This window comes from Pseudomonas sp. R37(2017), from assembly GCF_002113375.1.
Lineage (GTDB): Bacteria > Pseudomonadota > Gammaproteobacteria > Pseudomonadales > Pseudomonadaceae > Aquipseudomonas.
Map to the genome: position 1 here is coordinate 181,659 of NZ_NEHO01000010.1, position 26,587 is coordinate 208,245.

Below are 26,587 nucleotides of genomic sequence, written 5' to 3' on the forward strand. Positions count from 1 at the left end.
GGGCGTCAATAAGGTCTTGGTGGGCGCAGCAGAACCTCTGTAGGAGCGAGCCTGCTCGCGATGGCGGATTGTCAGCCAACTCAAATGTTGAATGTCATTCCCTCATCGCGAACAAGCTCGATCCCACAGGTTTTGTTGGTATTTATACGGGGGCGTCGAGGTTCAGGTGCAGGTTGTCGATCAACCGCGTAGTCCCGAGGAACGCCGCCACCAGAATCACCAGGTCACGATCCTGCGCCGTTGCCGGGCGCAAGGTCAGGGCGTGGCGGATTTCCAGGTAATCCGGGCGCAGGCCGGCAGCTTCGAGCTGTTGCAACTTCATGCCGATCAACGCCGGGAAGTCCCGCTCGCCTTGCTTGATCGACCCGGCGATCTCGCTCAACGTGCGATACACCACCGGCGCCACGGCCCGCTGCTCTTCATTGAGGAAGCCGTTGCGCGACGACAGCGCAAGGCCATCGGTGGCCCGAACGGTCGGCTCACCGATGATCTGGATCGGCATGTTCAGGTCATGTACCAGCGCGCGAATCACGGCCAGTTGCTGGAAGTCCTTCTCGCCGAAAATCGCCAGGTCCGGCTGAACCATGTTGAACAGCTTGCTGACCACCGTCGCCACGCCTTCAAAATGCCCCGGACGGCTCGCGCCGCACAGGCCTTCGGACAATTGCGGGACGCTGACGCGAGTCTGGCCGGTCATGCCGTCGGGGTACATCTCGTCAACCGTGGGTGCAAACAGCAAATGGCAGCCGGCCTGGAGCAGTTTTTCCTGGTCGGCGGCGAGAGTGCGCGGGTACTTGTCGAGGTCTTCGCCAGCACCAAATTGCAGCGGATTGACGAAAACGCTCGCGACCACGAAGTCCGCCCGTTGGGAGGCTTTGGTCACCAGTGCAACGTGGCCGCTGTGCAGGTTGCCCATGGTTGGCACAAAGGCGATGCGCTTGCCTTCGCTACGGGCCCGGGCCACGGCGGCCCGCAGTTCGCGTACGGTTTTTACGGTGTTCATGCAGAGAATCCGTGTTCGATCCCAGGGAAGGTTGCCGCTTTGACTTCAGTCACGTAGGCATTCAGTGCAGCTTCGATGCTGGTCTGGCCAGTCATGAAGTTTTTCACGAATTTTGGCACGCGGCCGGTCATGGACAGCCCCAGCATGTCGTGCAGGACCAATACCTGGCCGTCGGTGCGATTGCCGGCACCAATACCGATCACCGGAATTTTCACCGCCTGGGTGATTTCTTCCGCCAGTTCGCTCGGGACGCACTCGAGCAGCAGCATCGCCGCGCCAGCCTGTTCCAGAGAAATCGCATCGGCACGCATCTGCCGCGCCTGGTTTTCATTGCGACCCTGGACCTTGTAACCGCCAAGGATGTTCACCGATTGCGGTGTCAGGCCCATGTGCGCACAAACCGGAATGCCGCGTTCGGCCAGCAGGCGGATCGAGTCGGCGAGCCACAACGCCCCTTCAATCTTGACCATGTGCGCGCCAGCCTGCATCAACAGGGCGCTGTTGGTCATGGCTTGCTCGGTGGTGGCATAGGCCATGAAAGGCAGGTCGGCGAGGATCAAGGCATCGCTGTTACCGCGTTTGACGGCGGCCACGTGGTAAGCCATTTCTGCGGTGGTGACAGGCAAGGTGCTGTCGTGGCCCTGCAAAACCATGCCGAGGGAGTCGCCCACCAGCAGCACTTCGACGCCGGCCTGATTGCAGGCGTGGGCGAAGGTTGCGTCGTAGCAGGTCAGCATGGTGATTTTTTCACCTTTTTGCTTCAGACCTTGCAGGGTGGTCAGGGAGATGGCTGGCATGAAAAGTTCCTCATTCAGGCGCTGTGGAAACTACTGCGAGTAACGCGCGTGATTCTTCGTTGAATGCAGGCGCACGCTCTGTTGTCGTGCTTTTAAGGCCTGGATTGCGCCCTTGAACGCCGTGTTGGCGGCAGCGGGACGCCTATAGTCGTGAGGAGAACGAGGGAAGTCAATTGCGTGTGTTACCGCATTGTTACGGGTGGGGTGTTACCGGGGTAACTGATGCGATTCAGCAGCAGATCTTGTGCGCGACACAATACCAATGTGGGAGCCTGGTCAATTCTGGGGCAGGCGTTCCAGGCCGACGAACGGGCACCCCTTGAGCAGCTCGACCAAGGTCCGGCCATCGGCCAGGCGCAGGTTCGCAGTTGCCAGTTCGGCAAGCGGATACAGCACGAAGGCTCGCTCCTGCATGTGGTAGTGGGGAACCTTGAGGCGCGGTTCGTCGATCAGGCGGTCACCGAACAGCAAGATGTCGAGGTCCAGCGTGCGCGGTCCCCAGCGCTCAAGACGCTCGCGCCCCTGGTCGTTTTCAATGGCTTGCAAGGCATCCAGAAGCTCAAGCGGTGCCAGCGCGCTGTCGAGAGCGGCCACCGCATTGGTGTAACGCGGTTGTCCGGGTAGCAGCGAGTCGCTTTGATAAAACGCAGAAACCCCGACCAGCGCCGTTTGCGGCAACTGTGCCAGCGCCTCGAGGGCGCTGCGCAATTGTTCGGCGGGGTCAGCCAGATTGCTGCCCATGCCGATGTAGATGCGTTCCATGGATTACTCGCCTGTGGTGCTCGAAGCGCCAGCGGCGCGTTTGCGCTTGGAACCACCGCTGCGGCGACGCTTGCGCGGGCCACCGGCTCCTTCTTCCTTGCCGCTGAGGTCGCGGATCATGTCGCGGCGCTCGCTTTCGTTGGCGTCCTGATAGTCGGTCCACCATTCGCCCAGACCGTCGGTTTGCTCACCGGCGCTTTCACGCAGCAGCAGGAAGTCGTAACCGGCGCGGAAACGCGGATTGTCCAGTAACAGATCGGCACGCTTGCCACTGCGGCGCGGCAGGCGTTCCTGCATGTCCCAGATCTCGCGGATCGGCATGGTGAAGCGTTTCGGAATCGCGATGCGCTGACACTGTTCGGCAATCAGTTCGTGCGCCGCTTCCTGCATCGCCGGAATCGGCGGCATGCCACGCTCCTGCAGGTGCAGGACGCGGGCCGGAAGGGCAGGCCAGAGCAGGGCTGCAAACAGGAAGGCCGGGGTGACCGGTTTGTTCTGCTTGATCCGCAGGTCGGTGTTGATCAGGGCTTCGCTGATCAGGGTGTGGGTGTACGTCGGGTTATGTTCCAGTGCGTCGGTGCTGGCAGGGAACAGTGGATCGAACAATTGCAGGTCGACCAGCATTTCAAACGTATCGGCGGCGTAGCCGGAGAGGAAAAGCTTGAGCACCTCTTCGAACAGGCGGGCCGACGGAATTTCGCGCAGCATTGGCGCCAGGTCGCGGATCGGCAGGGCGCTGTGTTTTTCGATGCCGAAGTTCAGCTTGGCGGCAAATCGCACGGCCCGCAGCATGCGTACCGGATCTTCCTGGTAGCGTTGCTTCGGATCGCCGATCAGGCGGATCAGGTGATTGCGGATGTCGTGTACGCCGTTGGCGTAGTCGAGGATGCGTTCGCTGACCGGATCGTAATACAAGGCATTGATGGTGAAGTCGCGACGTTGCGCGTCTTCTTCCAGGGTGCCATAGACGTTATCGCGCAGGATGCGCCCGCTTTCGTTGCGCGAAGACTGATTGCTGTCTTCCTCGTCTTCGTTTTGCGGGTGGTTGGCGCGGAAGGTCGCGACTTCGATGATTTCGCGGCCGAAATGGATATGCACCAGTTTGAATCGGCGCCCGATGATCCGCGCGTTACGGAATTCGGCCCGCACCTGCTCGGGTGTGGCGCTGGTGGCAACGTCGAAATCTTTTGGTGTGATGCCCAGCAGCATGTCGCGCACGCAACCGCCAACCAGGTAAGCCTGATAACCGGCGCTCTGCAGGCGTTCAACGATATTCACCGCGTAACGGCTGAATTGCGCCTTTTGCAGCGAATGTTGGCCGCTGTTGAGCACTTCAGGCGTGCTGCGAATGTGTTGCGTAGGACGCTTGGGAGAACGGAATGACTGGAACAGCTTCTTCAGCATGGGATGCACTGTTTGAAGGAATATTCGGCCATAACAGAAGAATGACCGCATGATGGGCGGGGATTCTAGCATTTAGTCGGGGGATGGTGTAGGAGACAGCAGATATGAGCTGTAGGAGCGAGCATGCTCCGGGTGGCGTCCCGATGATGGTCGTGAACGATTACGCGGGAAACCAGATGTCCAGCGTTGCCTGTGGGTTTTTCGCGAGCATGCTCGCTCCTACAGGTATAGGAAGTGGGGGGGCGCAGAAACCACAAGGGGAGCCGAAGCTCCCCAAGAAGTAGTTGCATGCTCTATTTTTATTTTTGGTTTCGGGCTTTTTGTTTTTGTTGAGTGCCCTCGCCATGAAGCTTCCTTCATGACCCTCCCAATCGGGAGCCAAGAGCAAACGGATTGCTTTGGTCGCTGTGTTGCAGTGATCTTTCGATCCAACCAGTACAGGCTCTGTCTTAGGACAGTTTTTGTTGTTCTCGGCCTGGTCGTGGGGCTAGCCCCAAATACAACGCCTCTCCAAAAGAATCAGTTAGCTGCGCCTCTCGCCGTCTTGTTTTTATTGTGCGTGAGTCGATTCGTCTTATTTTTATTGTCTTCTGCATTGCTTGTTATTGTTCTTGTACCAAACATATAGCAGGGTGCGTGCCAACTTTTGTGAACCCCAATAAAACAAGGGGTTAGGCCGGCTTTCAGGTATTTTGAGGGCCAAAAAAAACCGGGGCTTCGTTACCGTAAGCCCCGGCTTCTGTTACGTGAAAAAGCTGAGGTAACAGTTTTTTCATAAAGTCACGTGTTACCCGCACATGAGACAGGTGAGGTTCAGCTTTCGCTGGTCACTCCTGTCTTGCGCCGCGGGATGCCCAGGCGCTGACGGCGCTCCCACAGGCATTTGCGGCTGACCCCGAGTTTGCGGGCCAGTTCGGTCTCCGTCATGTGGTCCTGATGCTCGAGGACGAAATGCTGGAAGTAGTCTTCCAGGGAAAGGTCTTCGGTGGGCTCGTGATTGTTGTTACTGGCGTTGCCGTTGCCCTGTTGTGGGGGCAGGCCAATGAATTCGTCGTCTTCCAGGTCACCCAATTCGATGTCGATGCCCAGCAGTTCGGCGGAAATTTCCGGGCTTTCGCACAGGATAACGGCGCGCTCGACAGCGTTTTCCAGTTCGCGAACGTTGCCCGGCCAGGAGTAGTGGCGAATGGCTTGCTCGGCATCCGCGGCGAATTTCAGGTCGGTGCGGTTGATTCGCGCACTTTGCCGCGCCAGGAACGCATTGGCGATTTCGTTGACGTCCGCACCGCGTTCACGCAGGGCTGGCAGTTTCAGCGCAATAACGTGGAGGCGGTAATACAAGTCTTCGCGGAACTGGCCGATCTTCGCCAGGTTCTTGAGATCGCGGTGAGTCGCGGCGATCAGGCGCACATCGACTTTTTGCGACTGTACCGAGCCTACACGCCGAATTTCGCCTTCCTGCAATACGCGCAGCAGACGTGCCTGGGCTTCCAGTGGCAGTTCGCCGATTTCGTCGAGGAACAAGGTGCCGCCGTCCGCCGCTTCCACCAGGCCGGCGCGCCCGGCGCTGGCGCCGGTGAATGCGCCTTTTTCATGGCCGAACAGTTCGGACTCGATCAGGCTTTCCGGGATGGCCGCGCAGTTCACCGAAATCATCGGCGCCTTGGCGCGTCTGGACAGGTTGTGCAGGGCGCGCGCCACCAGTTCTTTACCCGTACCCGATTCGCCCTGGATCAGAACGTTGGAATCGGTTGGCGCGACCTTGCGGATCTTGCCATACAGGTCCTGCATCGGCGGGCACGAACCGATAATGCCGATTTCGCCGTTACTGTTGTCAGCACCGGATTTCGCCGCACCGTTGGCGGTTTTGCCGGCAACCACTTCGCCGCCGGTTTGCGCCGTTTGCCGGTCACGCAGGATTCGCGCGGCGGCTTGCAGCATTTCGTCGTGGTCGAATGGCTTGGCAATGTAATCAACCGCGCCCATTTTCATCGAGTCGACCGCCGAGCGCAGGCTGGCGTAGCTGGTCATGATCAGCACCGGCGTGCCTTGGGCGAGCTTGATCAGCTCAGTGCCGGGCGCGCCCGGAAGACGCAGGTCACTGACGATCAGATCGAACGAGGGAATGGTGAAGCGTTCTTGTGCTTCCTGCACTGAACCGGCTTCGCTGACCTGATACTGGTTACGTTCCAGCAGGCGGCGCAAGGCGGAGCGGATAATGGTTTCGTCTTCGACGATCAGAATGTGCGGCATTGATTCGATACTCTCGACGGTCTCAGTTCACAGCGGACGTCGCTTCGACATGACGCGGCAAGGTAACCCTGATCCGGGTGCCGCGTTGGCTCTGAACATCAGCCGGGCTGTCGATGGTGATTTGTCCATAATGCTCTTCAACGATGGAATAGACCAGTGCAAGGCCCAGGCCGGTGCCTTCGCCAGGATCCTTGGTGGTGAAGAAGGGTTCGAACAATCGGTCCATGATGCTCGACGGAATACCGCTGCCTTCGTCCTCCACGATCAGATCGACCGTGTGTTCGCCGGCTTCGCTCTTGACCCGTACAGCGCTGCCGGGAGGCGAGGCGTCACGGGCGTTTGAAAGCAGGTTGATCAATACCTGGGCCAGCCGTTGCGGGTCGCCTTCGACCCAGTGTTCGGGGTCGCACAGGTTGTAGAACTGCACTTCGAAATTGCGTCGGTTCAGGGCCAGCAGGCCGATGGCATCCTGGGCCACTTCGGCCAGACAGACGGGTTCGTCGCTGTGCTGGTGACTGCCGGCATGGGCAAAGCTCATCAGCGACTGGACGATGCGTGACACGCGTTTGGTCTGCTCGAGAATCTGGCCGCTGATTTCCTTCAGCTCGCCGTCTTCTTCCCGTTCTTCGCGCAGGTTCTGCGCCAGGCACGCGATGCCGGTGATCGGGTTGCCGATTTCATGGGCCACACCGGCCGCCAGTCGACCGATGCTGGCCAGGCGCTCGGAGTGCACCAGTTTGTCCTCGAGCATCTGGGTTTCGGTCAAGTCTTCCACCAGCAACACCAGGCCGCTGTTGCCAGGCGCGAGGGGCTCGTCGATTGCCGCTTTGTGCAAGTTCAGCCAGCGGGTCTGGCCGTCGAGGGCCAGGTGCTGTTTGTGCAGGTGCTCGTCCGGCAGATTGATGAAGCCTTGCAGCAGTCCTTTCCATGGATCGGCAATGGTACTCAGGCGCGAGCCGACCACGCGCTGCGCGGCGATGCCGGTCAACTCCTCCATGGCCTTGTTCCACATGAGGATTTCCTGGTCCTTGGCCAACGAGCACACACCCATCGGCAACTCCTGCAGGGTCTGGCGGTGATAGCGACGCAAGGCGTCGAGTTCGGCGGCCAGGCCGGTCAGACGCGAGTGGTAATCCTCGAGACGGCTTTCGATGAAGTGGATGTCTTCGGTGACGTAGTTTTCGCCGCCAGCCTTGTACGGCAGGAAGGTTTCGACCATGTCCTGGGCCACGCTCGGGCCCATCAGGCCGGAGAGGTTGGCCTCGATGCGGTCGCGCAATCGGCGCAGGGCGTATGGCCGGCGTTCATCGAAAGGCAGGTAGAGGTCGCGCAGAGCTTGCTCGACTTCTTTCTGCGCAGCCTTGGCCCCCAAGGGTTTTGCCAGCTGAGTAGCGAACTCCTGGGGCGAAGCGGCGTGCAGTTCCCGACGCTGTGGGCGGCGCACGTTATCCACGGCGCAGGCTTCGGCGGCGCTGGCTTCTTCGGTGCTGGCATTGGTGAACAGCGAGATCAGGGTGAACATCAATACGTTGGCCGCCAGCGACGCAATCGCCGCCATGTGCCAACTGGTGTCGTCCAGCACGTAGATCATGTTCAGCAGCGGAATGTAGAAGCCCTGAAGGTTGCCAACCAGCGGCAGCAGCATGGTCACCAGCCACACCAGAATCCCTGCCAGCAAGCCGGCGATGAAGCCGCGACGGTTGGCGGTGGGCCAATACAGGACAGAGAGCACGCCCGGCAGGAACTGCAACGTGGCGACGAACGCGACAATGCCGAGGTTGGCCAGGTCCTGCTCGACACCGAGCATCAGGTAGAAGCCGTAGCCAGCCATGATGATCGCGACAATCAGCGCCCGGCGAGTCCACTTCAGCCAGCGGTAGATGTTGCCTTCGGCCGGCGGCTGATACAGCGGCAGTACCAGGTGGTTCAAGGCCATCCCGGACAGCGCCAGCGTGGTGACGATAATCAGGCCACTGGCGGCGGATAATCCGCCGACATAAGCCAGTAACGCCAAAGCCTTGCTGTTGGCGGCGATGCCGATGCCCAGGGTGAAGTATTCCGGATTGGTGGTGGCGCCGAGCTTCAGGCCAGCCCAGAGAATCAGCGGTACCGCCAGGCTCATCAACAGCAGGAACAGGGGCAGGCCCCAGCTCGCACTGACCAGCGAGCGAGGATTGAGGTTCTCGGTAAAGGTCATGTGATACATGTGCGGCATCACGATCGCCGAGGCGAAGAACACCAGCAACAGCGTACGCCACGGGCCTTCCTGCAAAGGCGTGTGCAGGGCGGCGAGGGCGGTCTGGTTTTGCAGCAGCCACAGCTCAAGCTGTTGCGGGCCGTCGAACACGCCGTACAGCGCATACAACCCGACACCGCCGAGGGCGATCAACTTGATCACCGATTCGAACGCAATCGCGAACACCAGGCCTTCATGCTTCTCGCGGGTGGCGATATGGCGGGAACCGAAGAAAATCGTGAACAGCGTAATCAATGCGCAGAAGCTCAGGGCCACGCGATGTTGCACCGGCTCGCGGGTGAGGATGCCGATGGAGTCGGCGACCGCCTGAATCTGCAAGGCCAGTAGCGGCAACACGCCGACCAGCATGAAAACCGTGGTCAGCGCTCCGGCCCAGGTGCTGCGAAAGCGGAACGCAAAAAGGTCCGCCAGCGACGACAGTTGATAGGTGCGGGTGATTTTCAGGATCGGATAGAGCAGCACCGGCGCCAGCAGAAATGCCCCGGACACGCCCAGGTAGCTGGACAGAAAACCGTAGCCGTACTGGTAGGCCAGGCCGACGGTGCCATAAAACGCCCAGGCGCTGGCATACACACCCAGCGACAGGGTGTAGGTGAGCGGGTGGCGAATGATCGCCCGCGGGATCATGCCCCGTTCACTGATCCAGGCCACGCCGAACAGCACCGCCAGGTACGCGGCGCTGATCAGGATCATCTGGGTCAGGCTAAAGCTCATCGGCATCTTTTTGGCTCTGCAGGATGAAGGTCACGACGATCAGAATCAGCCAGAGCAGATAAGGGCGATACCAGGCGCCAGTGGCGTCGATCCACCAATCCATGATGGCCGGGGAAAACAGGTAAATCCCCACTACCAAAAGCAGGACCAAGCGATAGATGTACATCCCGGCCTCTCTTTTTTATGCGCGTGCCCGAAAACGTGCGGCGATGGTAACGGATGGGCGCGCTACTGCAAGTGCCATCACCATAACTGTGCCTCGGGCAGGTTCAGTGTGCGCGGGATCAGCGAGGCATCCCAGTGGGTAATGCCCCAACTCAGTACCTCCCGGGGCGTGGCGTACGCCAGTTCGGGTCCCGGTTTCTGTCCCAGCGCCCGTAGCGCCCGTAGCAGCAGCGGTGTTGCCTGGTCCGCGGTCAATGGCGGCGAACGGTAGGATTTACCGAGTTTATTGCCATCTGGCTGGGTAATCAGTGGGATATGCAGATAACGCGGCTGCGACAGGCCGAGCAGCTCCTGCAGGTAGAGCTGGCGGGGTGTGGAGTCCAGCAGGTCGGCTCCCCGAACGATATCTGTGACGCCTTGCCAGGCGTCGTCCAGAACCACGGCCAATTGATAGGCGTAGAGACCGTCGCGGCGGCGGATCACAAAATCGCCGACTTCCCGGCCCAGATGCTGGCGGTACTCGCCTTGTACCCGGTCGATGAAGTGGTACTCCAGTTCCGGAACGCGCAGGCGGATGGCAGCATCATCAGCGCCATGGCCAGCATTGCGGCACAGCCCCGGATAAATCCCGTGATACGGTTCCAGCTGTTTGCGCGAGCAGGTGCAAGCATAGGCCAGGCCGTGCTTGAACAGGCGATCGAGCACCTCGGCGTAGGCATCGTGCCGCTCGCTCTGGCGAACCAGATCGCCATCCCACTCGAAGCCGTAGCTTTCCAGTGCCTTGAGGATGGCCGCCTGGGCGCCGGGCTCCTCGCGGGGTGGATCAAGGTCTTCCATGCGCATCAACCAGCGTCCGCCTACCGAGCGTGCATCAAGGTAGGAAGCCAGTGCGGCGACGAGCGAGCCGAAATGCAGATGGCCGCTGGGGGTGGGGGCAAAACGCCCGATGTAAGGGGTGTTGGCGGTCATGAATGCAATGTCACTGTTTCGGGCTTGCGCCAGGCACCTGTGGGGGGCGAGGTGAACCCTGGAAACAAAAACGGAGCGTTCGCACGCTCCGTTCTTCGCTCAAGTCGCAATTATTTGCCGACTTGCTTTTCCTTGATTTCCGCCAGGGTCTTGCAGTCGATGCAAAGGTCGGCGGTAGGGCGCGCTTCGAGGCGCTTGACGCCGATCTCGATGCCGCAGGACTCGCACCAGCCGTACTCTTCGTCTTCGATCAACTGAAGTGTCTTGTCGATCTTCTTGATCAACTTGCGTTCACGATCGCGGGCACGCAGTTCGAGGGCGAATTCCTCTTCCTGGCTGGCACGGTCTGCCGGATCGGGAAAGTTGGCCGCTTCGTCCTTCATGTGGTCCACGGTCTTGTCGACAGTTTCCATCAGCTCTTGTTTCCACTGATTCAGGACCTTGGTGAAGTGCTTGCGCATGGGCTCGCCCATGTACTCTTCGCCGGCTTTCTGAACATAGGGCTCGAAGCCGCTGATCGTCTGGTTTTGCTGCTTTGCTTGGGTGGACATGAAATAGACCGCCTCTACTCTTGTAATCCATCTGCGCAGGATTGCTCCATCACCGACACCTGCCGGCCCCGCGGCTGCAAGCGGGCGAACTTACCAGATCAACTCGGGCCGCGCTACTCCCGCGCGGCACAGGGTGCTTGCCAATGACGACAAACCGTTGTCTGGCAGCTCTGGAAGCCTGCTCAATTATTGATTTTAGTCAAACCTTGGATACGCGCTTGAGTCGTTTGTGTCTGGGGTCACAAGGCCTCTGACCGCTTTAGGTTCTCTCTCGTTCCTGTGCTTGGGTAGAATCGGTTCTTTTTCCGTTGAGGAAGGCCAATGGCTCAGTCCTATAGTGCCCGTAGTCGTGCAATCGAACCTTTCCATGTCATGGCACTGTTGGCGCGAGCCAATGAACTACAGGCCGCCGGGCACGATGTGATCCACCTGGAAATCGGTGAGCCGGACTTCACCACCGCCGAGCCGATCATCCAGGCTGGCCAGGCTGCGCTGGCGGCAGGGCGGACCCGTTACACCGCCGCACGCGGAATTCCGGAGTTGCGCGAGGCCATTTCGGGCTTTTATCAGCAGCGTTATGGCCTGAATATCGACCCGCGGCGCATCCTCATCACGCCTGGCGGCTCCGGTGCCTTGCTGCTGGCCAGCGCTTTGCTGGTCGATCCCGGTAAGCACTGGCTGCTGGCGGACCCGGGCTACCCGTGTAACCGGCACTTCCTGCGGCTGGTCGAAGGCGCGGCACAACTGGTGCCGGTCGGCCCGGATGTGCGTTATCAATTGACGCCTGGCCTGATCGAGCGCCATTGGGATCACGACAGTGTCGGTGCATTGGTGGCCTCGCCAGCCAACCCGACCGGCACGATCCTGACCCGCGACGAGCTGGCGAAGTTATCCGTGGCGATCAAGGAGCGCCACGGTCACCTGGTGGTCGACGAGATTTATCACGGACTGACCTACGGCACCGATGCTGCCAGCGTGCTGGAAGTCGACGACAGTGCATTCGTTCTGAACAGTTTTTCGAAGTATTTCGGGATGACCGGTTGGCGACTGGGATGGCTGGTGGCCCCCGACGCGGCCGTCGGTGAGCTGGAGAAACTCGCCCAGAATCTCTACATCAGTGCTCCAAGCATGGCGCAACATGCTGCACTGGCCTGTTTCGAGCCAGCAACCATCAGCATTCTGGAAGAGCGTCGCGCCGAATTCGGCCGGCGTCGGGATTACCTGCTGCCAGCCTTGCGTGAATTGGGCTTCGGCATTGCCGTGGAGCCTGAAGGCGCTTTCTACTTGTATGCCGATATCAGCAAGTTCGGCGGCGATGCCTTCGCGTTCTGTAAGCACTTTCTAGAAACCGAGCATGTGGCATTCACCCCGGGGCTGGATTTCGGGCGCTATCAGGCCGGGCATCATGTGCGGTTCGCCTATACGCAAAGTCTTGAGCGTTTGCAGGAGGCGGTCGAGCGTATTGCCCGTGGGCTGCGGAGCTGGCAAGGCTGATGCGATTTCATCCTCCCCTCGAAGAAGGTCGCCTGATTCGTCGCTACAAGCGTTTTCTCGCCGATATCGAAACCGTTGGCGGCGAGTTGCTGACCATTCACTGCCCGAACACCGGCTCGATGCTTAATTGTCAGGTCGAGGGCGGGCAGGTCTGGTTCAGTCGCTCCAACGACCCGAAACGCAAGTTGCCTGGCACCTGGGAGATCGGTGAAACCCCGCAAGGGCGGCTGTTTTGCGTGAACACCGCCCGGGCCAATGGTTTGGTCGAAGAGGCGCTGCGAGCGGGTGTCATCACCGAGCTCAACGGTTTTACCGGACTCAAGCGTGAAGTGGCTTATGGTCAGGAAAACAGTCGCATCGATTTCCGCCTTGATTATCCCGATGGGCCGGCCTACGTAGAAGTCAAAAGCGTGACCCTGGGCTTCGAGGGGACGGCGGTGGCGGCGTTTCCCGATGCAGTCACCCAGCGTGGTGCCAAGCATCTGCGGGAGCTGGCTCACTTGGCCAGGGACGGTATTCGCGCGGTGCAATTGTACTGTGTTTGCCTGACCGGCATCGACGCTGTGCGCCCGGCACAGGAAATCGATGCGGCTTATGCGCAGGCCTTGCGTGAGGCTATTGCCTGTGGGGTCGAGGTATTGGCATACGGTGTGCGGTTGAGCAATGAAGATATGGTTGTCGACCGGCGTCTGGACGTGTTCCCGGGTGACTAAAGGCTGATCCAGATGCCTTGTTCATCCTCGCGACAGGCCACGCCGATCAGGGATTGCCCCGCACAAGGGCCGGCGACGCACTCGCCGTCTTCGATCAGGAACAGTGCGCCATGGGTTGCGCACTGGATCAGGCTGTTGCTGGGGTCGAGAAACTGGTCGGGATGCCACTCCAGGGCGACGCCCCGGTGCGGGCAGCGATTGATGTAGACGTAGACCTGGCCGCTGCGGCGCACCGCAAAGAACTTTTGGCCATCGATGTCGAAACCGCGGCTGCTGTCATTGACCAGCTCGGCACCTGCGCAAAGCAACTTCATGTCTATCCTCGGTCCCGCCGCTCGTTATCGGATATGTCCAGGCAAGACGGCTAAATGCTTTCATTTGGCCGTCTTGCCCGCCGGGGGACAAGTGCCTGTCTTCGAGGATACTTGGCTTGATCGTTCGATGCCCGGGAAACCTTCAAGTAAAGCTGTTTGTGCGCCTGGCCAGCCGTGTCAGCGTGATCGCCATGGAGTATCCATCACCTGCGTCCGCCAGTACTTTTCCACAGGCAAAAAAAGACCCGGCAAGCGCCGGGTCAAATAACCGTGATTAGCCTGATGAGGAGATAATCCGAGAGTCCGAACCAAGGGCTTTTCAGAATATCGACCGGTCTCGCGACCAGTTGTGATAATCATATCGATTCTCATTACCAAGTCAACCGCTGTTTTTCGGTTTCTTTGCGATTTGTCGAGTTTCTGCCTGCAGGCCCCGTATTCATTGGGGGCAGGTTGAAAAGCTATAGCGCTGTTTGTCGGATCAGTTCTTGTGGCGTGAAGAGATTGCTTCCAGTTGTTTGTTCAGCGCTTCCTTGCGCTCTGCGGGAATGTCATTCCAGTGAACGTCCATCAGGGCGCCTTCAATTGCGTACAACAACACCTTGGACGCCCGGAAACCGCGCGTGCGCACGGCCCGATAAGCATCCACCGCCCCGAGGCGACGCAAGTCCGAAGCGCTATGGATGCCCACCGCATGCAGCCATTGCGCTGATGTCTTGCCAAGATTCTTCAGGTGTTGCAGTTCATCATTCATCAAGCCTCCTTGCGATGGCCGAATGGAGAGCGTGGGCAATCTTCTGAGGAGTGTAGCCATCAGTAGGAAAAGCGTGATTGTTTGCTCGTTTTCGGCGCAAATGCTTCTAAGAGACGAGCATTGGCGGTGTGAGAAAAGTCTGCGAACGCGGGAGAAAGAGGCGGGGAATAATCGGCAATTACGGGTAAACATCCCGGCAGTCCAGGGCAGCGGGAGCACTGGACACGTCAGTCGGCGATCTTGATCAGCGGGTGCGGTAGCGCAGTCGCGTGCCGAAGTTCATCGACATCAGAATTTCGTCGGCGCTGAGTTCCACTGGAAAATACGCACCGGAGATCTGCGCGTGGGCCAGGCTCGCGCCTTCAAGGTTTGCCTTGCGAAAATCGATGCCGCGCAAGTCGGCGGAACGGAAGTAGGCGTCGCTGAAATCCACACCATCGGCGTTCAGTTCGCGCAGGTCCAGCCCCCGAAAGTCTCCACCCGCCATGTCGATAGGACCATCCTTGGGGCGTTCACTGTTGAAGCCTCTTATGTCGTCTTTGTGCAACAGGGTGTAAAGCGGTGTGTCGAGAAGTTTCGGCTGGCTCATGTCACATCACCTGATGGTTTTATGACGCCAGTATAGTGCCGCTATTTGACAGTCGTGAAGCCAGGGCGGCCTCACGACTGAAATAGTTTCCTACAGGCCTGGCAGGCGCTGGCGAATCTGTTCCACAACGGTATCGAGCGTCCCGCTTTCATTGGTCTGGACGCGCTTGCTGCAGAGAATTTCTGCGGGTGTCAGGGCTTCGCGGCTGGCTTGCTGAGCTGCGATAACGGCCAAAGTGGCGTCGGACGGGTCCTTTCTGTCTGCCTGGCGCACGGCCAGCCAGCTTTCGATGACGGCCTGGGGTGCATTGCAATCGAGGATCAGGAAGGGGGCACCCGTGGCCTCGGCTACCTTCGCGGCGCTGTCACGTTGATCATGCTTGAGGTAAGTGGCGTCGACCACCACCGGGAAGCCCGCACGCAGGATGACGTCGGCGATTTCGTGCAGGCGGCCATAGGTCGCCACGCTGGCGTCGGCGCTATAGATGCCGGCCTGTACGTCATTTTCGACGGTTTGCTCGCCGAACAGGCGCTTGCGCTCAACATCGGAGCGCAGGCGAATCGCGCCCAGGGCTTCGACCAGGCGCATGGCGACATGGCTCTTGCCGACGGCGGAAGCACCGTGGGTAATGGCCATGAAGCGCGAAGGAATGGTGCTGTAGCTTTCCGCCAGGTTGGCGTAGTTGCGGTACTGGCGCAGGGTCGTGGCGCGCTGCACCGCCGTGGCTTCGGCTGGCATGCTGAACAGGGCGACCTTGGCGCGAACCAGTGCGCGGTAGGCTTTATAGAAGTTCAGCAGTTCGAGGCCGCGGTAATCACCGGTCAGTTCCAGGTACTGGCTGATGAAGCGACGGGCCAGGCACTTCAGGCCGCGATCTTCCAGGTCCATCGCCAGGAAGCCGGTATCGGCATAAACGTCGGTGAAGCGAAACGGTTCGTTGAATTCGATGCAGTCGAAGATCACGACCTTGCCGTCGATCACAGTTGCGTTGCCCAGGTGGATATCGCCGTGGCATTCACGAATGAAACCTTCGGCCTTGCGCTGGGCGAGCAGTGGTTTAAGGCGTTCGAAGCTGCTTTCGGCCCAGGCTTGCAGGGCATCGAGTTGCAGCAAGTCGGCTTTGTCGCTGAGGAATGGACGGATCTGTTCGAAGTTCTGCCGCACGGGTGCCATGACGCTGTCCGGGGTGCCGGCTTCGTGTCCGGCCGGCACTTTCGGTGCGTTGAGGTGGAAGCGGGCGATTTGCTCGGCCATCTCGTCGATGTGCGCGGTGGTCAGTTCGCCATTGGCTTGCAGGGTGCTGAGCAAGCCGTTTTGCGGGAACTGGCGCATCTTCAGTACATATTCGATGGCCGGACCTTCGCCGCCCAGTTGTGGAGCCTCGGCGCTGCCGGTGACGGGCAGCACTTCGAGATACAACTCGTCGGTCAGGCGCTGGTTCAGGCGCAGTTCTTCAGCGCAGAAGTGTGCGCGAGCCTCAAGGCTGGTGAAGTCGAGAAAGCCGAAATTGACCGGCTTCTTCACTTTATAGGCATAGTGGCCAGTGAGCAGTACCCAGGAAATATGGGTCTCGATGACCTGGAATCCCTCAACAGGATGCGGGTAGAGGGCAGGGTTTTGCAGGGCAGCGATCAGGGACTGGCTCACAGGCGATCCTTCAGAGTCTGGGAAATTCAAGGTCGTCATTATGGCCGCAAGTCCGCTCGACGCAAACCTTGGAGCGCTCCTGTTGAGCGTGAATAAAGTGCGTATAATCCGCCGCCATGACTCGTACCCGAACTCCCCGTACCCCAAAAAAACCACCCTCCAGGGGCTTGCGCCCGTGGCTGGGCTGGGCCATTAAACTCAGTCTGGTCGGCCTGGTAGTGCTGGCTGGATTCGCTGTTTACCTTGATGCGATCGTCCAGGAGAAGTTCTCCGGCAAGCGCTGGACCATTCCGGCCAAGGTTTACGCGCGCCCACTCGAGCTGTTCGTCGGACAAAAGCTGAGCAGGGACGATTTCCTGACCGAGCTCGACGCCCTGGGCTATCGCCGTGAAAGCGTGGCCAACGGTCCGGGCGCGGCGTCGGTCAACGGCAATACCGTTGATCTGAATACCCGTGGCTTCCAGTTCTATGAAGGCATGGAACAAGCGCAACCGGTTCGGGTGCGCTTCTCCGGCGACTACGTGGCCGACTTGTCGGGTGCAAAAGACTCGAAACTTTCAGTCGTGCGCCTGGAGCCGCTGCTGATCGGCGGGCTGTACCCGAAAAACCTCGAAGACCGGATCCTGATCAAGATCGATCAGGTGCCGCCGTACCTGCTGGAAACACTGGTGGCGGTCGAGGATCGTGATTTTTATCATCACTTTGGTGTTTCGCCGAAGTCGATCGCCCGTGCAATCTGGGTCAATGGCTCGTCCGGTCGCATGCGTCAGGGCGGCAGTACCCTGACTCAGCAGTTGGTCAAGAACTTCTACCTGACCAACGAGCGCAGCCTGAGCCGCAAGCTCACCGAAGCGATGATGGCGTTGCTGCTTGAGCTGCATTACGACAAGCGCGAAATCCTTGAGGCCTACCTCAACGAGGTGTTCATCGGGCAGGACGGTCAGCGCGCGGTGCACGGTTTCGGCCTGGCCAGCCAGTTCTTCTTCAGCCAGCCGCTGGCTGAACTCAAGCTGCATCAGGTCGCGCTGCTGGTGGGCATGGTCAAGGGGCCTTCGTCCTATAACCCGCGTCGTTATCCGGAGCGAGCCCTCGAGCGGCGTAACCTGGTGCTCGATGTGCTGCAAGAGCAGGGCGTAGCGACTGCCGAGCAGGTTGAAGCCGCGAAGAAGATGCCACTGGGCGTGACCAAGCGCGGCAGTCTGGCTGACAGCTCGTTCCCCGGCTTCCTCGATCTGGTCAAGCGTCAGTTGCGCGAAGACTATCGCGACGAAGACTTGACCGAAGAAGGCCTGCGCATCTTCACCAGTTTCGACCCGATCCTGCAGATGAAGGCTGAAGCCTCGGTCAACGACACCTTCAAGCGCCTGGCGGGGCGCAAGGGTTCCGATGACGTCGAAGCGGCCATGGTCGTGACCAATCCCGAGACTGGCGAAGTACAGGCGATGATCGGCAGTCGCCAGTCCAGCTTTGCCGGGTTCAACCGGGCGTTGGACGCTGTGCGACCGATCGGCTCTTTGATCAAGCCGGCGGTTTACCTGACGGCGCTGGAGAAGCCAAGCCAGTACACCTTGACCAGTTGGCTGTCGGACGAATCGTTCTCGGTCAAGGGCGCCGATGGCCAGGTCTGGAAACCGCAGAACTATGATCGTCGTTCTCACGGGACCGTTTTCCTCTATCAAGGCCTGGCGCATTCCTACAATCTGTCGACCGCGCGGCTCGGTCTGGCGGTCGGTGTGCCGAACGTCCTGAAGACGGTGGAGCGCCTGGGGGTGTCTCGTGAATTCCCGGCGTTTCCATCGATGTTGCTCGGGGCCGGCGGCATGACGCCGATCGAAGTGGCGACCATGTACCAGACGCTCGCCAACGGCGGCTTCAATACGCCGATGCGCGGGATTCGCAGTGTGCTGACGGCCGAGGGTGAACCGCTCAAGCGTTATCCATTCCAGATTCAGCAGCGATTCGACCCGGCCTCCATTTACCTGATCCAGAGCGCCATGCAGCGGGTGATGCGCGAAGGTACCGGCAGTTCGGTTTACAACGTGTTGCCAAGGACTCTGAACCTGGCGGGTAAAACCGGTACCAGTAACGATTCGCGGGACAGTTGGTTTGCCGGATTCAGCCAGGACTTGCTGGCGGTGGTCTGGCTGGGGCGCGATGACAACGGCAAGACGCCATTCACCGGCGCCACCGGGGCACTGCAGGTCTGGACCAGCTTCATGCGCAAGGCCGACCCGTTGCCGCTGGACATGCCGCAGCCGGATAACATCGTTCAGGCCTGGGTTGACTCGAGAACCGGGCAAGGTTCCGACGCAGGTTGCCCGGGGGCCGTACAGATGCCGTATATTCGCGGCAGCGAACCGCCTCCCGGCGCCGCTTGCGGTGGTGAAAACCCTGCAGAGTCGGTGATGGATTGGGTCAAGGGCTGGATGAATTAAGCAAAGAGGGTTTCAAGTGAACAAGTGGTTGATTCCAGCGGTTACCGCCGTGGCTTTGCTCAGCGGTTGCTCCACCGTACAACGTGGCTCGATTCCGGTCGTGGACTCCGGCACCGCCGTTTCCAACAGTGAGCGGATCTCGGCCAATGGCGGCTTCCGCCAGACAACGGTCAAACGCCCCGTGCAAGGTCAGTCACAGGCCCGGGCGATTCCGCAAGGCGACAGCGGTGTCGTGGTAATGGTGCCGGGTGCTGCAACGACCTCAACGCCGATCAGCACCACGCCGATTACCCCGGGGCCGATCACTCCGGGGCCGATTGACACGTCGCCGGTCCAGTCGGCGCCAATCAATCAGGGCAACTACAGCATGCCGTCGTCGCCAAGCGGGATTCCGTCGGCCAGTTCGGGCGGACTGTCTGCCGATGAGCAGCTGGATGGGCCGGTGCTGGCTTTGCTGACCACTGCTCAACAGCAACAGGCGAGCGGTGATCTCAACGGTGCCTCCTCCAGTCTCGAACGCGCCCAGCGCGTTGCTCCTCGCGAGCCGCAGGTGCTTTACCGTCTGGCGCAGGTGCGGATGGCTCAAGGCGATGCCGCCCAGGCCGAGCAGTTCGCTCGCCGTGGGCTGACCCTTGCCAATGGTCGACCAGACCTTCAGGCCAACTTGTGGGATCTGATTGGCCAGGCGCGTGAAAAGCAGGGTGATTCCCAAGGTGCGGCATTGGCGCGCCAGAAGGCCAAGGTAACGCTGTAATGGATGCGCGCTTTCTGAAAATCGCCAATCAACTGCTGTTGATCGAGCGCGAGTTGCGGGTGCAAGGATGGTGGGATGAAGTCTCGCCATCTGCCGAAGCACTTTCCAGTGTCGAGCCGTTTTCGGTCGATACACTGGATTTCGAGCAATGGCTGCAATGGATCTTCCTGCCACGCATGAAAATGATCCTTGAGCAGAATTTGCCGCTACCCAATGCGTCGGGCATTCAGGAAATGGCTGAAATGGTCTTTGCCGGGCGCAATGTCCAGGGCAAGGATCGGCAGCTGCAGGAATTGCTCAAACAGTTTGATCAGTTGATCACGGCGTCTCGCTGAGCCAGAAGCTGCCAGCGTCCGCTGGCAGTTGTTCACAATCCCTTTCTGTTTTGTCGGCCATCGCAGGGTAAGCGCATGCGCGTGCCAATTTTTCGGCAAAAGTTGCGCAATCGAAGCCAACAAGCGGCGGATTTAGAGGTTTTTTCTTGCGTTCTCATGTGCTTACCAGAATAAAGCTCATAGACGACTTGACTTGCAAGGGACGAAACAGAAGAATCCAAAGTCCGCTGTACAGGGACTGCCAGAAGCAGACCCTCTCAGCAGATCATGAGGCGCATATCCGCGTCGACCTGTTACACCCGCAACGCGTTACCTCGCGCTGGGTGGGAAAGGCCCGCAACACTTGGGACGATCCCAATACTTGCTCAGTCAGTGCTGACGTAGTCGGCGACCACCGTCGCTCATGCTCTGCTGAGAAGTAAACCTATTAAGACCCGTCCCATTTTTCGTGGGCGGTATTCTGGCGTTTTAGAGGTGAGCAACGTGGAGCTTTTATCTGGCGGTGAGATGCTCGTCCGCTTTTTGCGCGACGAAGGCGTCAAATATATCTACGGGTACCCGGGTGGTGCTCTTCTTCATGTTTACGATGCCCTGTTCAAAGAACCGGAAGTGACCCACATCCTGGTTCGTCACGAGCAAGCGGCTACCCATATGGCTGACGGCTACGCCCGTGCCACCGGTAAAGCCGGTGTGGTACTGGTGACTTCCGGTCCGGGCGCGACAAACGCCATCACCGGTATTGCCACGGCGTACATGGACTCCATTCCGATGGTGATCATTTCCGGCCAGGTGCCGAGCACCATGGTTGGCACCGACGCATTCCAGGAAACCGACATGATCGGTATCTCCCGGCCGATCGTGAAGCACAGCTTCATGATCAAGCATGCGTCGGAAATCCCGGAAGTCATGAAGAAAGCCTTCTACCTGGCGCAATCCGGTCGTCCTGGTCCGGTCGTTGTCGATATTCCGAAAGACATGACCAACCCGGCCGAGAAGTTCGAATACGTCTTCCCGAAAAAAGCCAAGCTGCGTTCCTACAGCCCGGCTGTTCGCGGTCACTCCGGTCAAATCCGCAAGGCGGCAGAAATGCTCCTGGCGGCCAAGCGTCCAGTGCTGTACTCGGGCGGCGGCGTGATCCTCGGCGGTGGTTCCGCACCACTGACCGAACTGGCGAAGATGCTCAACCTGCCAGTGACCAATACCCTGATGGGCCTCGGTGGTTTCCCTGGTACCGATCGCCAGTTCATCGGCATGCTTGGCATGCACGGCAGCTACACCGCCAACCTGGCGATGCACCATGCCGACGTGATCCTTGCCGTCGGCGCGCGTTTCGACGATCGCGTGATCAACGGCGCACCGAAGTTCTGCCCGAATGCCAAGATCATTCACATCGACATCGACCCGGCTTCGATCTCCAAGACCATCAAGGCTGATGTGCCTATCGTTGGTCCGGTCGAGAGTGTCCTGACCGAAATGGTCGCGATCCTCAAGGAGATCGGCGAAACCCCGAACAAGGAAGCGGTGGCCAGTTGGTGGAAGCAGGTCGATGAGTGGCGTGGTGATCGCGGCCTGTTCCCTTACGACAAGGGCGACGGCAGCAAGATCAAGCCGCAGACCGTTATTGAAACCCTGTGCGAAGTGACCAAGGGCGATGCCTTTGTGACCTCCGACGTGGGTCAGCACCAGATGTTCGCTGCACAGTACTACAAGTTCAACAAGCCTAATCGCTGGATCAACTCCGGTGGCCTGGGCACCATGGGCTTCGGTTTGCCGGCGGCCATGGGTATCAGCCTGAGCTTCCCTGACGCTGACGTTGCATGCGTCACCGGCGAGGGCAGCATCCAGATGAATATCCAGGAGCTGTCGACCTGCCTGCAATATGGTTTGCCGGTAAAGATCGTCATCCTGAACAACGGTGTGTTGGGCATGGTTCGCCAGTGGCAGGACATGAGCTACGGCAGCCGTCACTCTCACTCCTATATGGAATCGCTGCCTGATTTCGTCAAGCTGGCGGAGGCTTATGGCCACGTTGGTGTGCGCATCACCGATTCGAAGGATTTGAAGTCGAAGATGGAAGAAGCGTTCGCCATGAAGGATCGCCTGGTGGTGATCGATATTTCGGTCGATACCAGCGAGCACGTCTACCCGATGCAGATCAAAGACGGCTCGATGCGCGATATGTGGCTGAGCAAGACGGAGCGTACCTAATCATGCGGCACATTATTTCCTTGCTTCTGGAAAACGAACCTGGCGCTCTGTCTCGTGTGGTTGGCCTGTTCTCGCAGCGTAACTACAACATCGAAAGCCTGACCGTGGCCCCAACCGAAGACCCGACCCTGTCGCGTCTGACGCTGACCACTGTGGGCCACGATGAGATCATCGAGCAGATCACCAAGAACCTGAACAAACTGATCGAAGTGGTAAAACTGGTCGACCTGTCGGAAAGTGCTCACATCGAGCGCGAACTGATGCTGGTCAAGGTCAAGGCCACCGGCGCCCAGCGCGCCGAGATCAAGCGCACTACCGATATTTACCGTGGGCAGATCGTCGATGTCAGCGCCAGCGTGTATACCGTTCAACTGACCGGTACCAGCGACAAGCTCGACAGCTTCATTCAGTCCATTGGCACCGCATCGATTCTGGAAACCGTCCGTAGTGGCGTGACCGGCATTGCCCGCGGCGACAAAGTACTCAGCATCTAAACCAAATTAGCGAACGGCCCGAGCGGCCTGATATAGGGGAAATTCATGAAAGTTTTCTACGATAAAGACTGCGACCTGTCGATCATCCAGGGCAAGAAAGTTGCCATCATCGGCTACGGTTCCCAGGGTCACGCTCAAGCGTGCAACCTGAAGGACTCCGGCGTTGACGTTACCGTTGGCCTGCGTAAAGGTTCGGCCACTGTTGCCAAAGCTGAAGCTCACGGCCTGAAAGTGGCTGACGTGGCTACCGCTGTTGCTGCTGCCGACCTGGTCATGATCCTGACCCCGGACGAGTTCCAGGGCGCGTTGTACCGCGACGAAATCCAACCGAACATCAAGAAGGGCGCTACCCTGGCCTTCTCCCACGGTTTTTCGATCCACTACAACCAGGTTGTGCCGCGCGCTGACCTCGACGTGATCATGATCGCGCCGAAAGCTCCAGGTCACACCGTACGTTCCGAGTTCGTGAAGGGCGGCGGTATCCCTGACCTGATCGCTATCTACCAGGACGCTTCCGGCAATGCCAAAAACGTTGCGCTGTCCTACGCAGCTGGCGTTGGTGGTGGCCGTACCGGCATCATCGAAACCACCTTCAAGGACGAGACTGAAACCGACCTGTTCGGCGAACAGGCCGTTCTGTGCGGCGGTACCGTTGAGCTGGTAAAAGCCGGTTTCGAAACCCTGGTTGAAGCTGGCTACGCGCCGGAAATGGCCTACTTCGAGTGCCTGCACGAGCTGAAGCTGATCGTTGACCTCATGTACGAAGGCGGCATCGCCAACATGAACTACTCGATCTCCAACAACGCCGAGTACGGCGAGTACGTGACCGGTCCGGAAGTGATCAACGCCGAATCCCGTCAGGCCATGCGCAATGCCCTGAAACGTATTCAGGACGGTGAATACGCCAAGATGTTCATCAGCGAAGGCGCTACCGGCTATCCTTCGATGACCGCCAAGCGTCGTAACAACGCCGCTCACGGTATCGAAATCATCGGCGAGCAACTGCGCTCCATGATGCCGTGGATCAGTGCCAACAAGATCGTCGACAAAGCTAAAAACTAAGTCACGCGCTTGTACGAAAAACGCGGCTTAGGCCGCGTTTTTTCGTTTGGGAGGTCGGTTCTGGTATAAAGCTGCATCATTTGTGGCCGAACCGTCGTCCCAGACACCTGTCCAAACTTTCCACCCCGTTGCAAGGTAATGTCCATGAGCGAACGCCCCGAAGAGCCAAACCAGGCTTCTGACGCCGAAAGCCTGCTGCCCGTCGATGAACATGTCGAGGAGGGCCATGACGCTGAAGGTCGTAAAGTCCGGCATCGTGGTATCTATCTTCTGCCGAACCTGTTCACCACTGCGAACCTGTTCGCAGGGTTCTATTCCATCATCAACTCGATGAGCGCCCAGGCAGCCCTGAGTGCTGGTGACTCGGCCAATGCGAGCAAGTATTTCGCGTTTGCGGCCATCGCGATCTTCGTCGCAATGGTGCTCGACGGCCTCGATGGTCGCGTGGCCCGCATGACCAATACCCAGAGCGCCTTTGGTGCCGAGTACGACTCGCTGTCGGACATGGTTGCTTTTGGTGTGGCACCGGCATTGCTGGCTTTCGGTTGGGCGCTGGGCGACATGGGCAAGGTTGGCTGGATGGTTGCCTTCATCTATGTGGCGGGCGCGGCATTGCGTCTTGCGCGCTTCAACACTCAGGTCGGCACTGCGGACAAGCGTTACTTCATCGGTCTGGCCAGTCCTGCCGCTGCGGGTGTGGTTGCAGGCATCGTCTGGGCGTTCAGCGACTACGGTATCCAGGGTTCCAAGATGTCTTTCCTGGTTGCGCTGATGGTTGCCGCCGCCGGTATGCTGATGGTCAGCAACATCAAGTACAACAGCTTCAAGGAGCTGGACCTGAAGGGGCGAGTGCCTTTCGTGGCGATTCTCGCTGTGGTACTGGTGTTCGCGGTGGTGTTCAGTGACCCTCCGCGCATTCTGCTGCTGGTGTTTCTCGCCTATGCGGCCTCCGGTCCGGTTCAATACCTGTTACGTCTTCGCCGTAACAAGAGCGCGTAATTTCCCTCATACTCCGCAGTCTATGGGTGCATCTGTCCTCCAAAGCTGCGGAGTAACCATGCTGATCAAAGTCTCCAAAGCGTCCGACTGCCACGAGTCGGACGTCACGCCTGAATCCCTCTATCTGTCTCGACGCAAAGTGCTTGGCGCCACGGTTGCCGGCTTTGCCCTGGGCAGCCTGTCGCAATGGGCCAGCGCTGGCGACGCTGTGCGCTACTCGGATGTTGAACCCGGCAAGGCGCCTTCGTGGTTCAGTGAAAAACTTCCGGCTACCCGGTGGGGTGCGATCACCGTCAAGGACGAGGCAATCACGCCGTTCAAGGATGCGACCCACTACAACAACTTCTACGAGTTCGGCACCGAAAAAGGTGATCCGGCCGCCAATGCCGGCACCCTTAAGACGGAACCGTGGACAGTGGTGGTGGACGGGGAGGTAGGCAAGCCAGGGCGATATGCACTGGAAGACTTCATGAAGCCGTATCGGTTGGAGGAGCGAATCTACCGGCTGCGCTGCGTCGAAGCCTGGTCGATGGTCATTCCCTGGATCGGTTTTCCTCTCTCGACCTTGCTCAAGGAAGTCGAGCCGACCTCGAAAGCCAGATTCATCCGTTTTGAAACCCTGCGGGACCCCAAAAGCATGCCGGGTCAGCGCTCTGGTTTTGCCTTGATTGACTGGCCGTATGTAGAAGGGCTGCGGTTGGACGAGGCGATGAACCCTTTGGCGATTCTTGCGGTGGGAATGTATGGGCGTGAGTTGCCGAATCAGAACGGTGCACCACTGCGTCTGGTGGTGCCATGGAAGTACGGCTTTAAAAGCATCAAGTCGATCGTTCGGATCAGTTTGGTAAGTGAGCAGCCAAAAACCACCTGGCAGAGTATTGCTTCGGACGAGTACGGCTTCTACGCCAATGTTAATCCGACGGTAGACCATCCGCGCTGGACTCAGGCTCGGGAGCGGCGTTTGCCGAGCGGCCTGTTCAAGCCGAATGTGCGTGACACGCAAATGTTCAATGGTTACGCGGATGAAGTCGCTTCTCTATATGCAGGGCTCGATCTGCGGAAGAACTACTGATGCGATATTCGCTTTGGCGCCTGTCTGTTTTTGTTGTAACGATGGTGTGGCCGCTGTTGTGGTTGTACCAGGCCTGGACAGATGTACTTGGACCGGACCCGGGCAAAGTGTTGGTTGATCGATTGGGACTGGGCGCACTTGTTCTTTTGCTTGTTACATTGAGCATGACGCCGCTGCAGAGGTTGACTGGTTGGGCGGGGTGGATTGCGGTCCGGCGGCAACTGGGGTTGTGGTGCTTTGCTTATGTAGCGCTGCACTTGAGTGCCTATCTGGCATTTATCCTTGGTTTCGATTGGTCGCAGCTTGGAGTGGAGCTGCGCAAGCGTCCGTACATTATTGTCGGGGCATTGGGTTTCTTGTGTTTGCTGGCGTTGGCGTGCACTTCCAATCGATACAGTCAGCGACGTTTGGGAGGGCTATGGAGGAAGCTGCATCGTCTGGCTTATTTGATTCTCGTGCTTGGATTGCTGCATATGCTGTGGATTGTGCGCGCCGACCTGAAGGAGTGGGCGATCTATGCATCTATAGGTGCGTTGCTTTTAGTGCTGCGGCTGCCGCCGTTGGCTCGTCGAATCCCGCGTTTTATGGCCAAAAAGGTCACTTCTGCCAAAAAGGCGTAATTAGTGGTTGACGGCAGATTCCAGATGTCTATAATTCGCCCCACTTCCGGCGCAGTCGAAACGAAAAACTCCTTGATAAACAACGAGTTACGCAGTTTTGACAGCAGGTTGCTTCAGTTCATAGAAGCCGCCAGGGAGTTGAAAAAGAGGTGTTGACAGCAGCGAGTAACGCTGTAGAATTCGCCTCCCGCTGACGAGAGATCTGAAGCGCAAGTGGTTGAA

24 protein-coding genes are annotated in these 26,587 nt (G+C 59.0%); 11 read left to right on the top strand and 13 right to left on the bottom strand.

What is annotated here, in order from left to right; translation table 11 throughout:
- Positions 1 to 142: 142 nt before the first annotated feature.
- The 9 genes from panC to dksA form a co-directional block, all read right to left on the bottom strand.
- Positions 143 to 1,003: a pantoate--beta-alanine ligase gene (gene panC / locus CAG47_RS17900; protein ID WP_085726171.1), complete on the bottom strand. Its 861-nt coding sequence runs from the start codon at positions 1,001 to 1,003 to the stop codon at positions 143 to 145.
- Positions 1,000 to 1,800, bottom strand: a complete 801-nt coding sequence (gene panB / locus CAG47_RS17905; protein ID WP_085726172.1) for a 3-methyl-2-oxobutanoate hydroxymethyltransferase — start codon at positions 1,798 to 1,800, stop codon at positions 1,000 to 1,002. Before panB ends, panC begins: the two co-directional genes overlap by 4 nt.
- A 276-nt stretch (positions 1,801 to 2,076) precedes the next feature.
- A complete protein-coding gene (gene folK / locus CAG47_RS17910) occupies positions 2,077 to 2,562 on the bottom strand; it encodes a 2-amino-4-hydroxy-6-hydroxymethyldihydropteridine diphosphokinase (RefSeq protein ID WP_085726173.1) in 486 nt (161 codons plus the stop codon).
- Between the two features lie 3 nt (positions 2,563 to 2,565).
- Positions 2,566 to 3,966, bottom strand: coding sequence for a polynucleotide adenylyltransferase PcnB (locus CAG47_RS17915; RefSeq protein WP_085726174.1), 1,401 nt, complete (start codon positions 3,964 to 3,966; stop codon positions 2,566 to 2,568).
- Positions 3,967 to 4,779: 813 nt separating this feature from the next.
- A complete protein-coding gene (locus CAG47_RS17925) occupies positions 4,780 to 6,219 on the bottom strand; it encodes a sigma-54 dependent transcriptional regulator (protein ID WP_085726176.1) in 1,440 nt (479 codons plus the stop codon).
- 22 nt (positions 6,220 to 6,241) lie between these two features.
- Positions 6,242 to 9,196 carry a sensor histidine kinase gene (locus CAG47_RS17930; RefSeq protein ID WP_177409023.1) on the bottom strand — a complete coding sequence of 985 codons (2,955 nt, stop codon included), beginning with the start codon at positions 9,194 to 9,196 and terminating at the stop codon, positions 6,242 to 6,244.
- On the bottom strand, positions 9,180 to 9,356 hold the full coding sequence (locus CAG47_RS28180) for a hypothetical protein (RefSeq protein ID WP_003176118.1): 177 nt from the start codon (positions 9,354 to 9,356) through the stop codon (positions 9,180 to 9,182). The genes CAG47_RS17930 and CAG47_RS28180 overlap by 17 nt, the downstream gene beginning before the upstream one ends.
- 77 nt (positions 9,357 to 9,433) lie before the next feature.
- Positions 9,434 to 10,324: a tRNA glutamyl-Q(34) synthetase GluQRS gene (gene gluQRS / locus CAG47_RS17935; RefSeq protein ID WP_085726178.1), complete on the bottom strand. Its 891-nt coding sequence runs from the start codon at positions 10,322 to 10,324 to the stop codon at positions 9,434 to 9,436.
- A 110-nt stretch (positions 10,325 to 10,434) separates the two neighbouring features.
- Positions 10,435 to 10,875: an RNA polymerase-binding protein DksA gene (gene dksA, locus CAG47_RS17940; protein ID WP_085726179.1), complete on the bottom strand. Its 441-nt coding sequence runs from the start codon at positions 10,873 to 10,875 to the stop codon at positions 10,435 to 10,437.
- A gap of 321 nt (positions 10,876 to 11,196) precedes the next feature.
- Between dksA and CAG47_RS17945 the strand changes: the two genes are divergently transcribed.
- Both CAG47_RS17945 and sfsA read left to right on the top strand, forming a co-directional pair.
- Positions 11,197 to 12,369, top strand: a complete 1,173-nt coding sequence (locus CAG47_RS17945) for a pyridoxal phosphate-dependent aminotransferase (protein ID WP_085726180.1) — start codon at positions 11,197 to 11,199, stop codon at positions 12,367 to 12,369.
- Positions 12,369 to 13,082 carry a DNA/RNA nuclease SfsA gene (gene sfsA / locus CAG47_RS17950; RefSeq protein WP_085726181.1) on the top strand — a complete coding sequence of 238 codons (714 nt, stop codon included), beginning with the start codon at positions 12,369 to 12,371 and terminating at the stop codon, positions 13,080 to 13,082. Before CAG47_RS17945 ends, sfsA begins: the two co-directional genes overlap by 1 nt.
- Here sfsA and CAG47_RS17955 read toward each other — a convergent pair.
- The 4 genes from CAG47_RS17955 to CAG47_RS17970 all read right to left on the bottom strand — a co-directional run bounded on the left by CAG47_RS17955 (position 13,079) and on the right by CAG47_RS17970 (position 16,386).
- Complete coding sequence (locus tag CAG47_RS17955; protein ID WP_085726182.1) at positions 13,079 to 13,396, bottom strand: Rieske 2Fe-2S domain-containing protein; 318 nt, start codon at positions 13,394 to 13,396, stop codon at positions 13,079 to 13,081. The genes sfsA and CAG47_RS17955 overlap by 4 nt on opposite strands.
- A gap of 481 nt (positions 13,397 to 13,877) precedes the next feature.
- The gene (locus tag CAG47_RS17960; RefSeq protein ID WP_007971093.1) at positions 13,878 to 14,150 is read right to left on the bottom strand and encodes a TfoX/Sxy family protein; all 273 of its coding nucleotides are present in this window, start codon (positions 14,148 to 14,150) and stop codon (positions 13,878 to 13,880) included.
- Positions 14,151 to 14,394: 244 nt separating this feature from the next.
- Positions 14,395 to 14,739, bottom strand: coding sequence for a pentapeptide repeat-containing protein (locus CAG47_RS17965; protein ID WP_085726183.1), 345 nt, complete (start codon positions 14,737 to 14,739; stop codon positions 14,395 to 14,397).
- A 90-nt stretch (positions 14,740 to 14,829) separates the two neighbouring features.
- A complete protein-coding gene (locus CAG47_RS17970; RefSeq protein ID WP_085726184.1) occupies positions 14,830 to 16,386 on the bottom strand; it encodes a bifunctional aminoglycoside phosphotransferase/ATP-binding protein in 1,557 nt (518 codons plus the stop codon).
- Between the two features lie 116 nt (positions 16,387 to 16,502).
- Between CAG47_RS17970 and mrcB the strand changes: the two genes are divergently transcribed.
- The 9 genes from mrcB (at position 16,503) to msrQ (ending at position 26,365) form a co-directional block, all read left to right on the top strand.
- Positions 16,503 to 18,821, top strand: coding sequence for a penicillin-binding protein 1B (mrcB, locus tag CAG47_RS17975; RefSeq protein WP_085726185.1), 2,319 nt, complete (start codon positions 16,503 to 16,505; stop codon positions 18,819 to 18,821).
- Positions 18,822 to 18,837: 16 nt separating this feature from the next.
- Complete coding sequence (locus CAG47_RS17980; RefSeq protein WP_085726186.1) at positions 18,838 to 19,575, top strand: tetratricopeptide repeat protein; 738 nt, start codon at positions 18,838 to 18,840, stop codon at positions 19,573 to 19,575.
- A complete protein-coding gene (locus CAG47_RS17985) occupies positions 19,575 to 19,910 on the top strand; it encodes a YqcC family protein (RefSeq protein ID WP_085726187.1) in 336 nt (111 codons plus the stop codon). Before CAG47_RS17980 ends, CAG47_RS17985 begins: the two co-directional genes overlap by 1 nt.
- Positions 19,911 to 20,393: 483 nt before the next feature.
- The gene (locus CAG47_RS17990) at positions 20,394 to 22,118 is read left to right on the top strand and encodes an acetolactate synthase 3 large subunit (RefSeq protein ID WP_085726197.1); all 1,725 of its coding nucleotides are present in this window, start codon (positions 20,394 to 20,396) and stop codon (positions 22,116 to 22,118) included.
- A 2-nt stretch (positions 22,119 to 22,120) separates the two neighbouring features.
- Complete coding sequence (gene ilvN, locus CAG47_RS17995; protein ID WP_003205610.1) at positions 22,121 to 22,612, top strand: acetolactate synthase small subunit; 492 nt, start codon at positions 22,121 to 22,123, stop codon at positions 22,610 to 22,612.
- Between the two features lie 45 nt (positions 22,613 to 22,657).
- Positions 22,658 to 23,674 (top strand): ketol-acid reductoisomerase, encoded by a 1,017-nt coding sequence (gene ilvC, locus CAG47_RS18000; protein ID WP_085726188.1) that lies wholly within the window; start codon positions 22,658 to 22,660, stop codon positions 23,672 to 23,674.
- A gap of 144 nt (positions 23,675 to 23,818) precedes the next feature.
- Positions 23,819 to 24,673 carry a CDP-diacylglycerol--serine O-phosphatidyltransferase gene (gene pssA, locus CAG47_RS18005; RefSeq protein WP_085726189.1) on the top strand — a complete coding sequence of 285 codons (855 nt, stop codon included), beginning with the start codon at positions 23,819 to 23,821 and terminating at the stop codon, positions 24,671 to 24,673.
- Positions 24,674 to 24,731: 58 nt separating this feature from the next.
- Positions 24,732 to 25,745 (top strand): protein-methionine-sulfoxide reductase catalytic subunit MsrP, encoded by a 1,014-nt coding sequence (msrP, locus tag CAG47_RS18010; RefSeq protein WP_085726190.1) that lies wholly within the window; start codon positions 24,732 to 24,734, stop codon positions 25,743 to 25,745.
- Positions 25,745 to 26,365 carry a protein-methionine-sulfoxide reductase heme-binding subunit MsrQ gene (gene msrQ / locus CAG47_RS18015; RefSeq protein WP_085726191.1) on the top strand — a complete coding sequence of 207 codons (621 nt, stop codon included), beginning with the start codon at positions 25,745 to 25,747 and terminating at the stop codon, positions 26,363 to 26,365. Before msrP ends, msrQ begins: the two co-directional genes overlap by 1 nt.
- Positions 26,366 to 26,587: the final 222 nt, after the last annotated feature.

Excerpts from the sequence above, each read along its gene's own strand:
- CAG47_RS17985 (WP_085726187.1), top strand. The coding sequence starts at position 19,575 with ATGGATGCGCGCTTTCTGAAAATCGCCAATCAACTGCTGTTGATCGAG.
- CAG47_RS28180 (WP_003176118.1), bottom strand. The coding sequence starts at position 9,356 with ATGTACATCTATCGCTTGGTCCTGCTTTTGGTAGTGGGGATTTACCTG.
- pssA (WP_085726189.1), top strand. The coding sequence starts at position 23,819 with ATGAGCGAACGCCCCGAAGAGCCAAACCAGGCTTCTGACGCCGAAAGC.
- msrQ (WP_085726191.1), top strand. The coding sequence starts at position 25,745 with ATGCGATATTCGCTTTGGCGCCTGTCTGTTTTTGTTGTAACGATGGTG.
- gluQRS (WP_085726178.1), bottom strand. The coding sequence starts at position 10,324 with ATGACCGCCAACACCCCTTACATCGGGCGTTTTGCCCCCACCCCCAGC.
- msrP (WP_085726190.1), top strand. The coding sequence starts at position 24,732 with ATGCTGATCAAAGTCTCCAAAGCGTCCGACTGCCACGAGTCGGACGTC.
- folK (WP_085726173.1), bottom strand. The coding sequence starts at position 2,562 with ATGGAACGCATCTACATCGGCATGGGCAGCAATCTGGCTGACCCCGCC.
- CAG47_RS17930 (WP_177409023.1), bottom strand. The coding sequence starts at position 9,196 with ATGCCGATGAGCTTTAGCCTGACCCAGATGATCCTGATCAGCGCCGCG.
- dksA (WP_085726179.1), bottom strand. The coding sequence starts at position 10,875 with ATGTCCACCCAAGCAAAGCAGCAAAACCAGACGATCAGCGGCTTCGAG.
- CAG47_RS17960 (WP_007971093.1), bottom strand. The coding sequence starts at position 14,150 with ATGAATGATGAACTGCAACACCTGAAGAATCTTGGCAAGACATCAGCG.
- ilvC (WP_085726188.1), top strand. The coding sequence starts at position 22,658 with ATGAAAGTTTTCTACGATAAAGACTGCGACCTGTCGATCATCCAGGGC.
- mrcB (WP_085726185.1), top strand. The coding sequence starts at position 16,503 with ATGACTCGTACCCGAACTCCCCGTACCCCAAAAAAACCACCCTCCAGG.
- panB (WP_085726172.1), bottom strand. The coding sequence starts at position 1,800 with ATGCCAGCCATCTCCCTGACCACCCTGCAAGGTCTGAAGCAAAAAGGT.
- CAG47_RS17955 (WP_085726182.1), bottom strand. The coding sequence starts at position 13,396 with ATGAAGTTGCTTTGCGCAGGTGCCGAGCTGGTCAATGACAGCAGCCGC.
- CAG47_RS17965 (WP_085726183.1), bottom strand. The coding sequence starts at position 14,739 with ATGAGCCAGCCGAAACTTCTCGACACACCGCTTTACACCCTGTTGCAC.
- CAG47_RS17925 (WP_085726176.1), bottom strand. The coding sequence starts at position 6,219 with ATGCCGCACATTCTGATCGTCGAAGACGAAACCATTATCCGCTCCGCC.
- CAG47_RS17915 (WP_085726174.1), bottom strand. The coding sequence starts at position 3,966 with ATGCTGAAGAAGCTGTTCCAGTCATTCCGTTCTCCCAAGCGTCCTACG.
- panC (WP_085726171.1), bottom strand. The coding sequence starts at position 1,003 with ATGAACACCGTAAAAACCGTACGCGAACTGCGGGCCGCCGTGGCCCGG.
- ilvN (WP_003205610.1), top strand. The coding sequence starts at position 22,121 with ATGCGGCACATTATTTCCTTGCTTCTGGAAAACGAACCTGGCGCTCTG.
- CAG47_RS17945 (WP_085726180.1), top strand. The coding sequence starts at position 11,197 with ATGGCTCAGTCCTATAGTGCCCGTAGTCGTGCAATCGAACCTTTCCAT.
- sfsA (WP_085726181.1), top strand. The coding sequence starts at position 12,369 with ATGCGATTTCATCCTCCCCTCGAAGAAGGTCGCCTGATTCGTCGCTAC.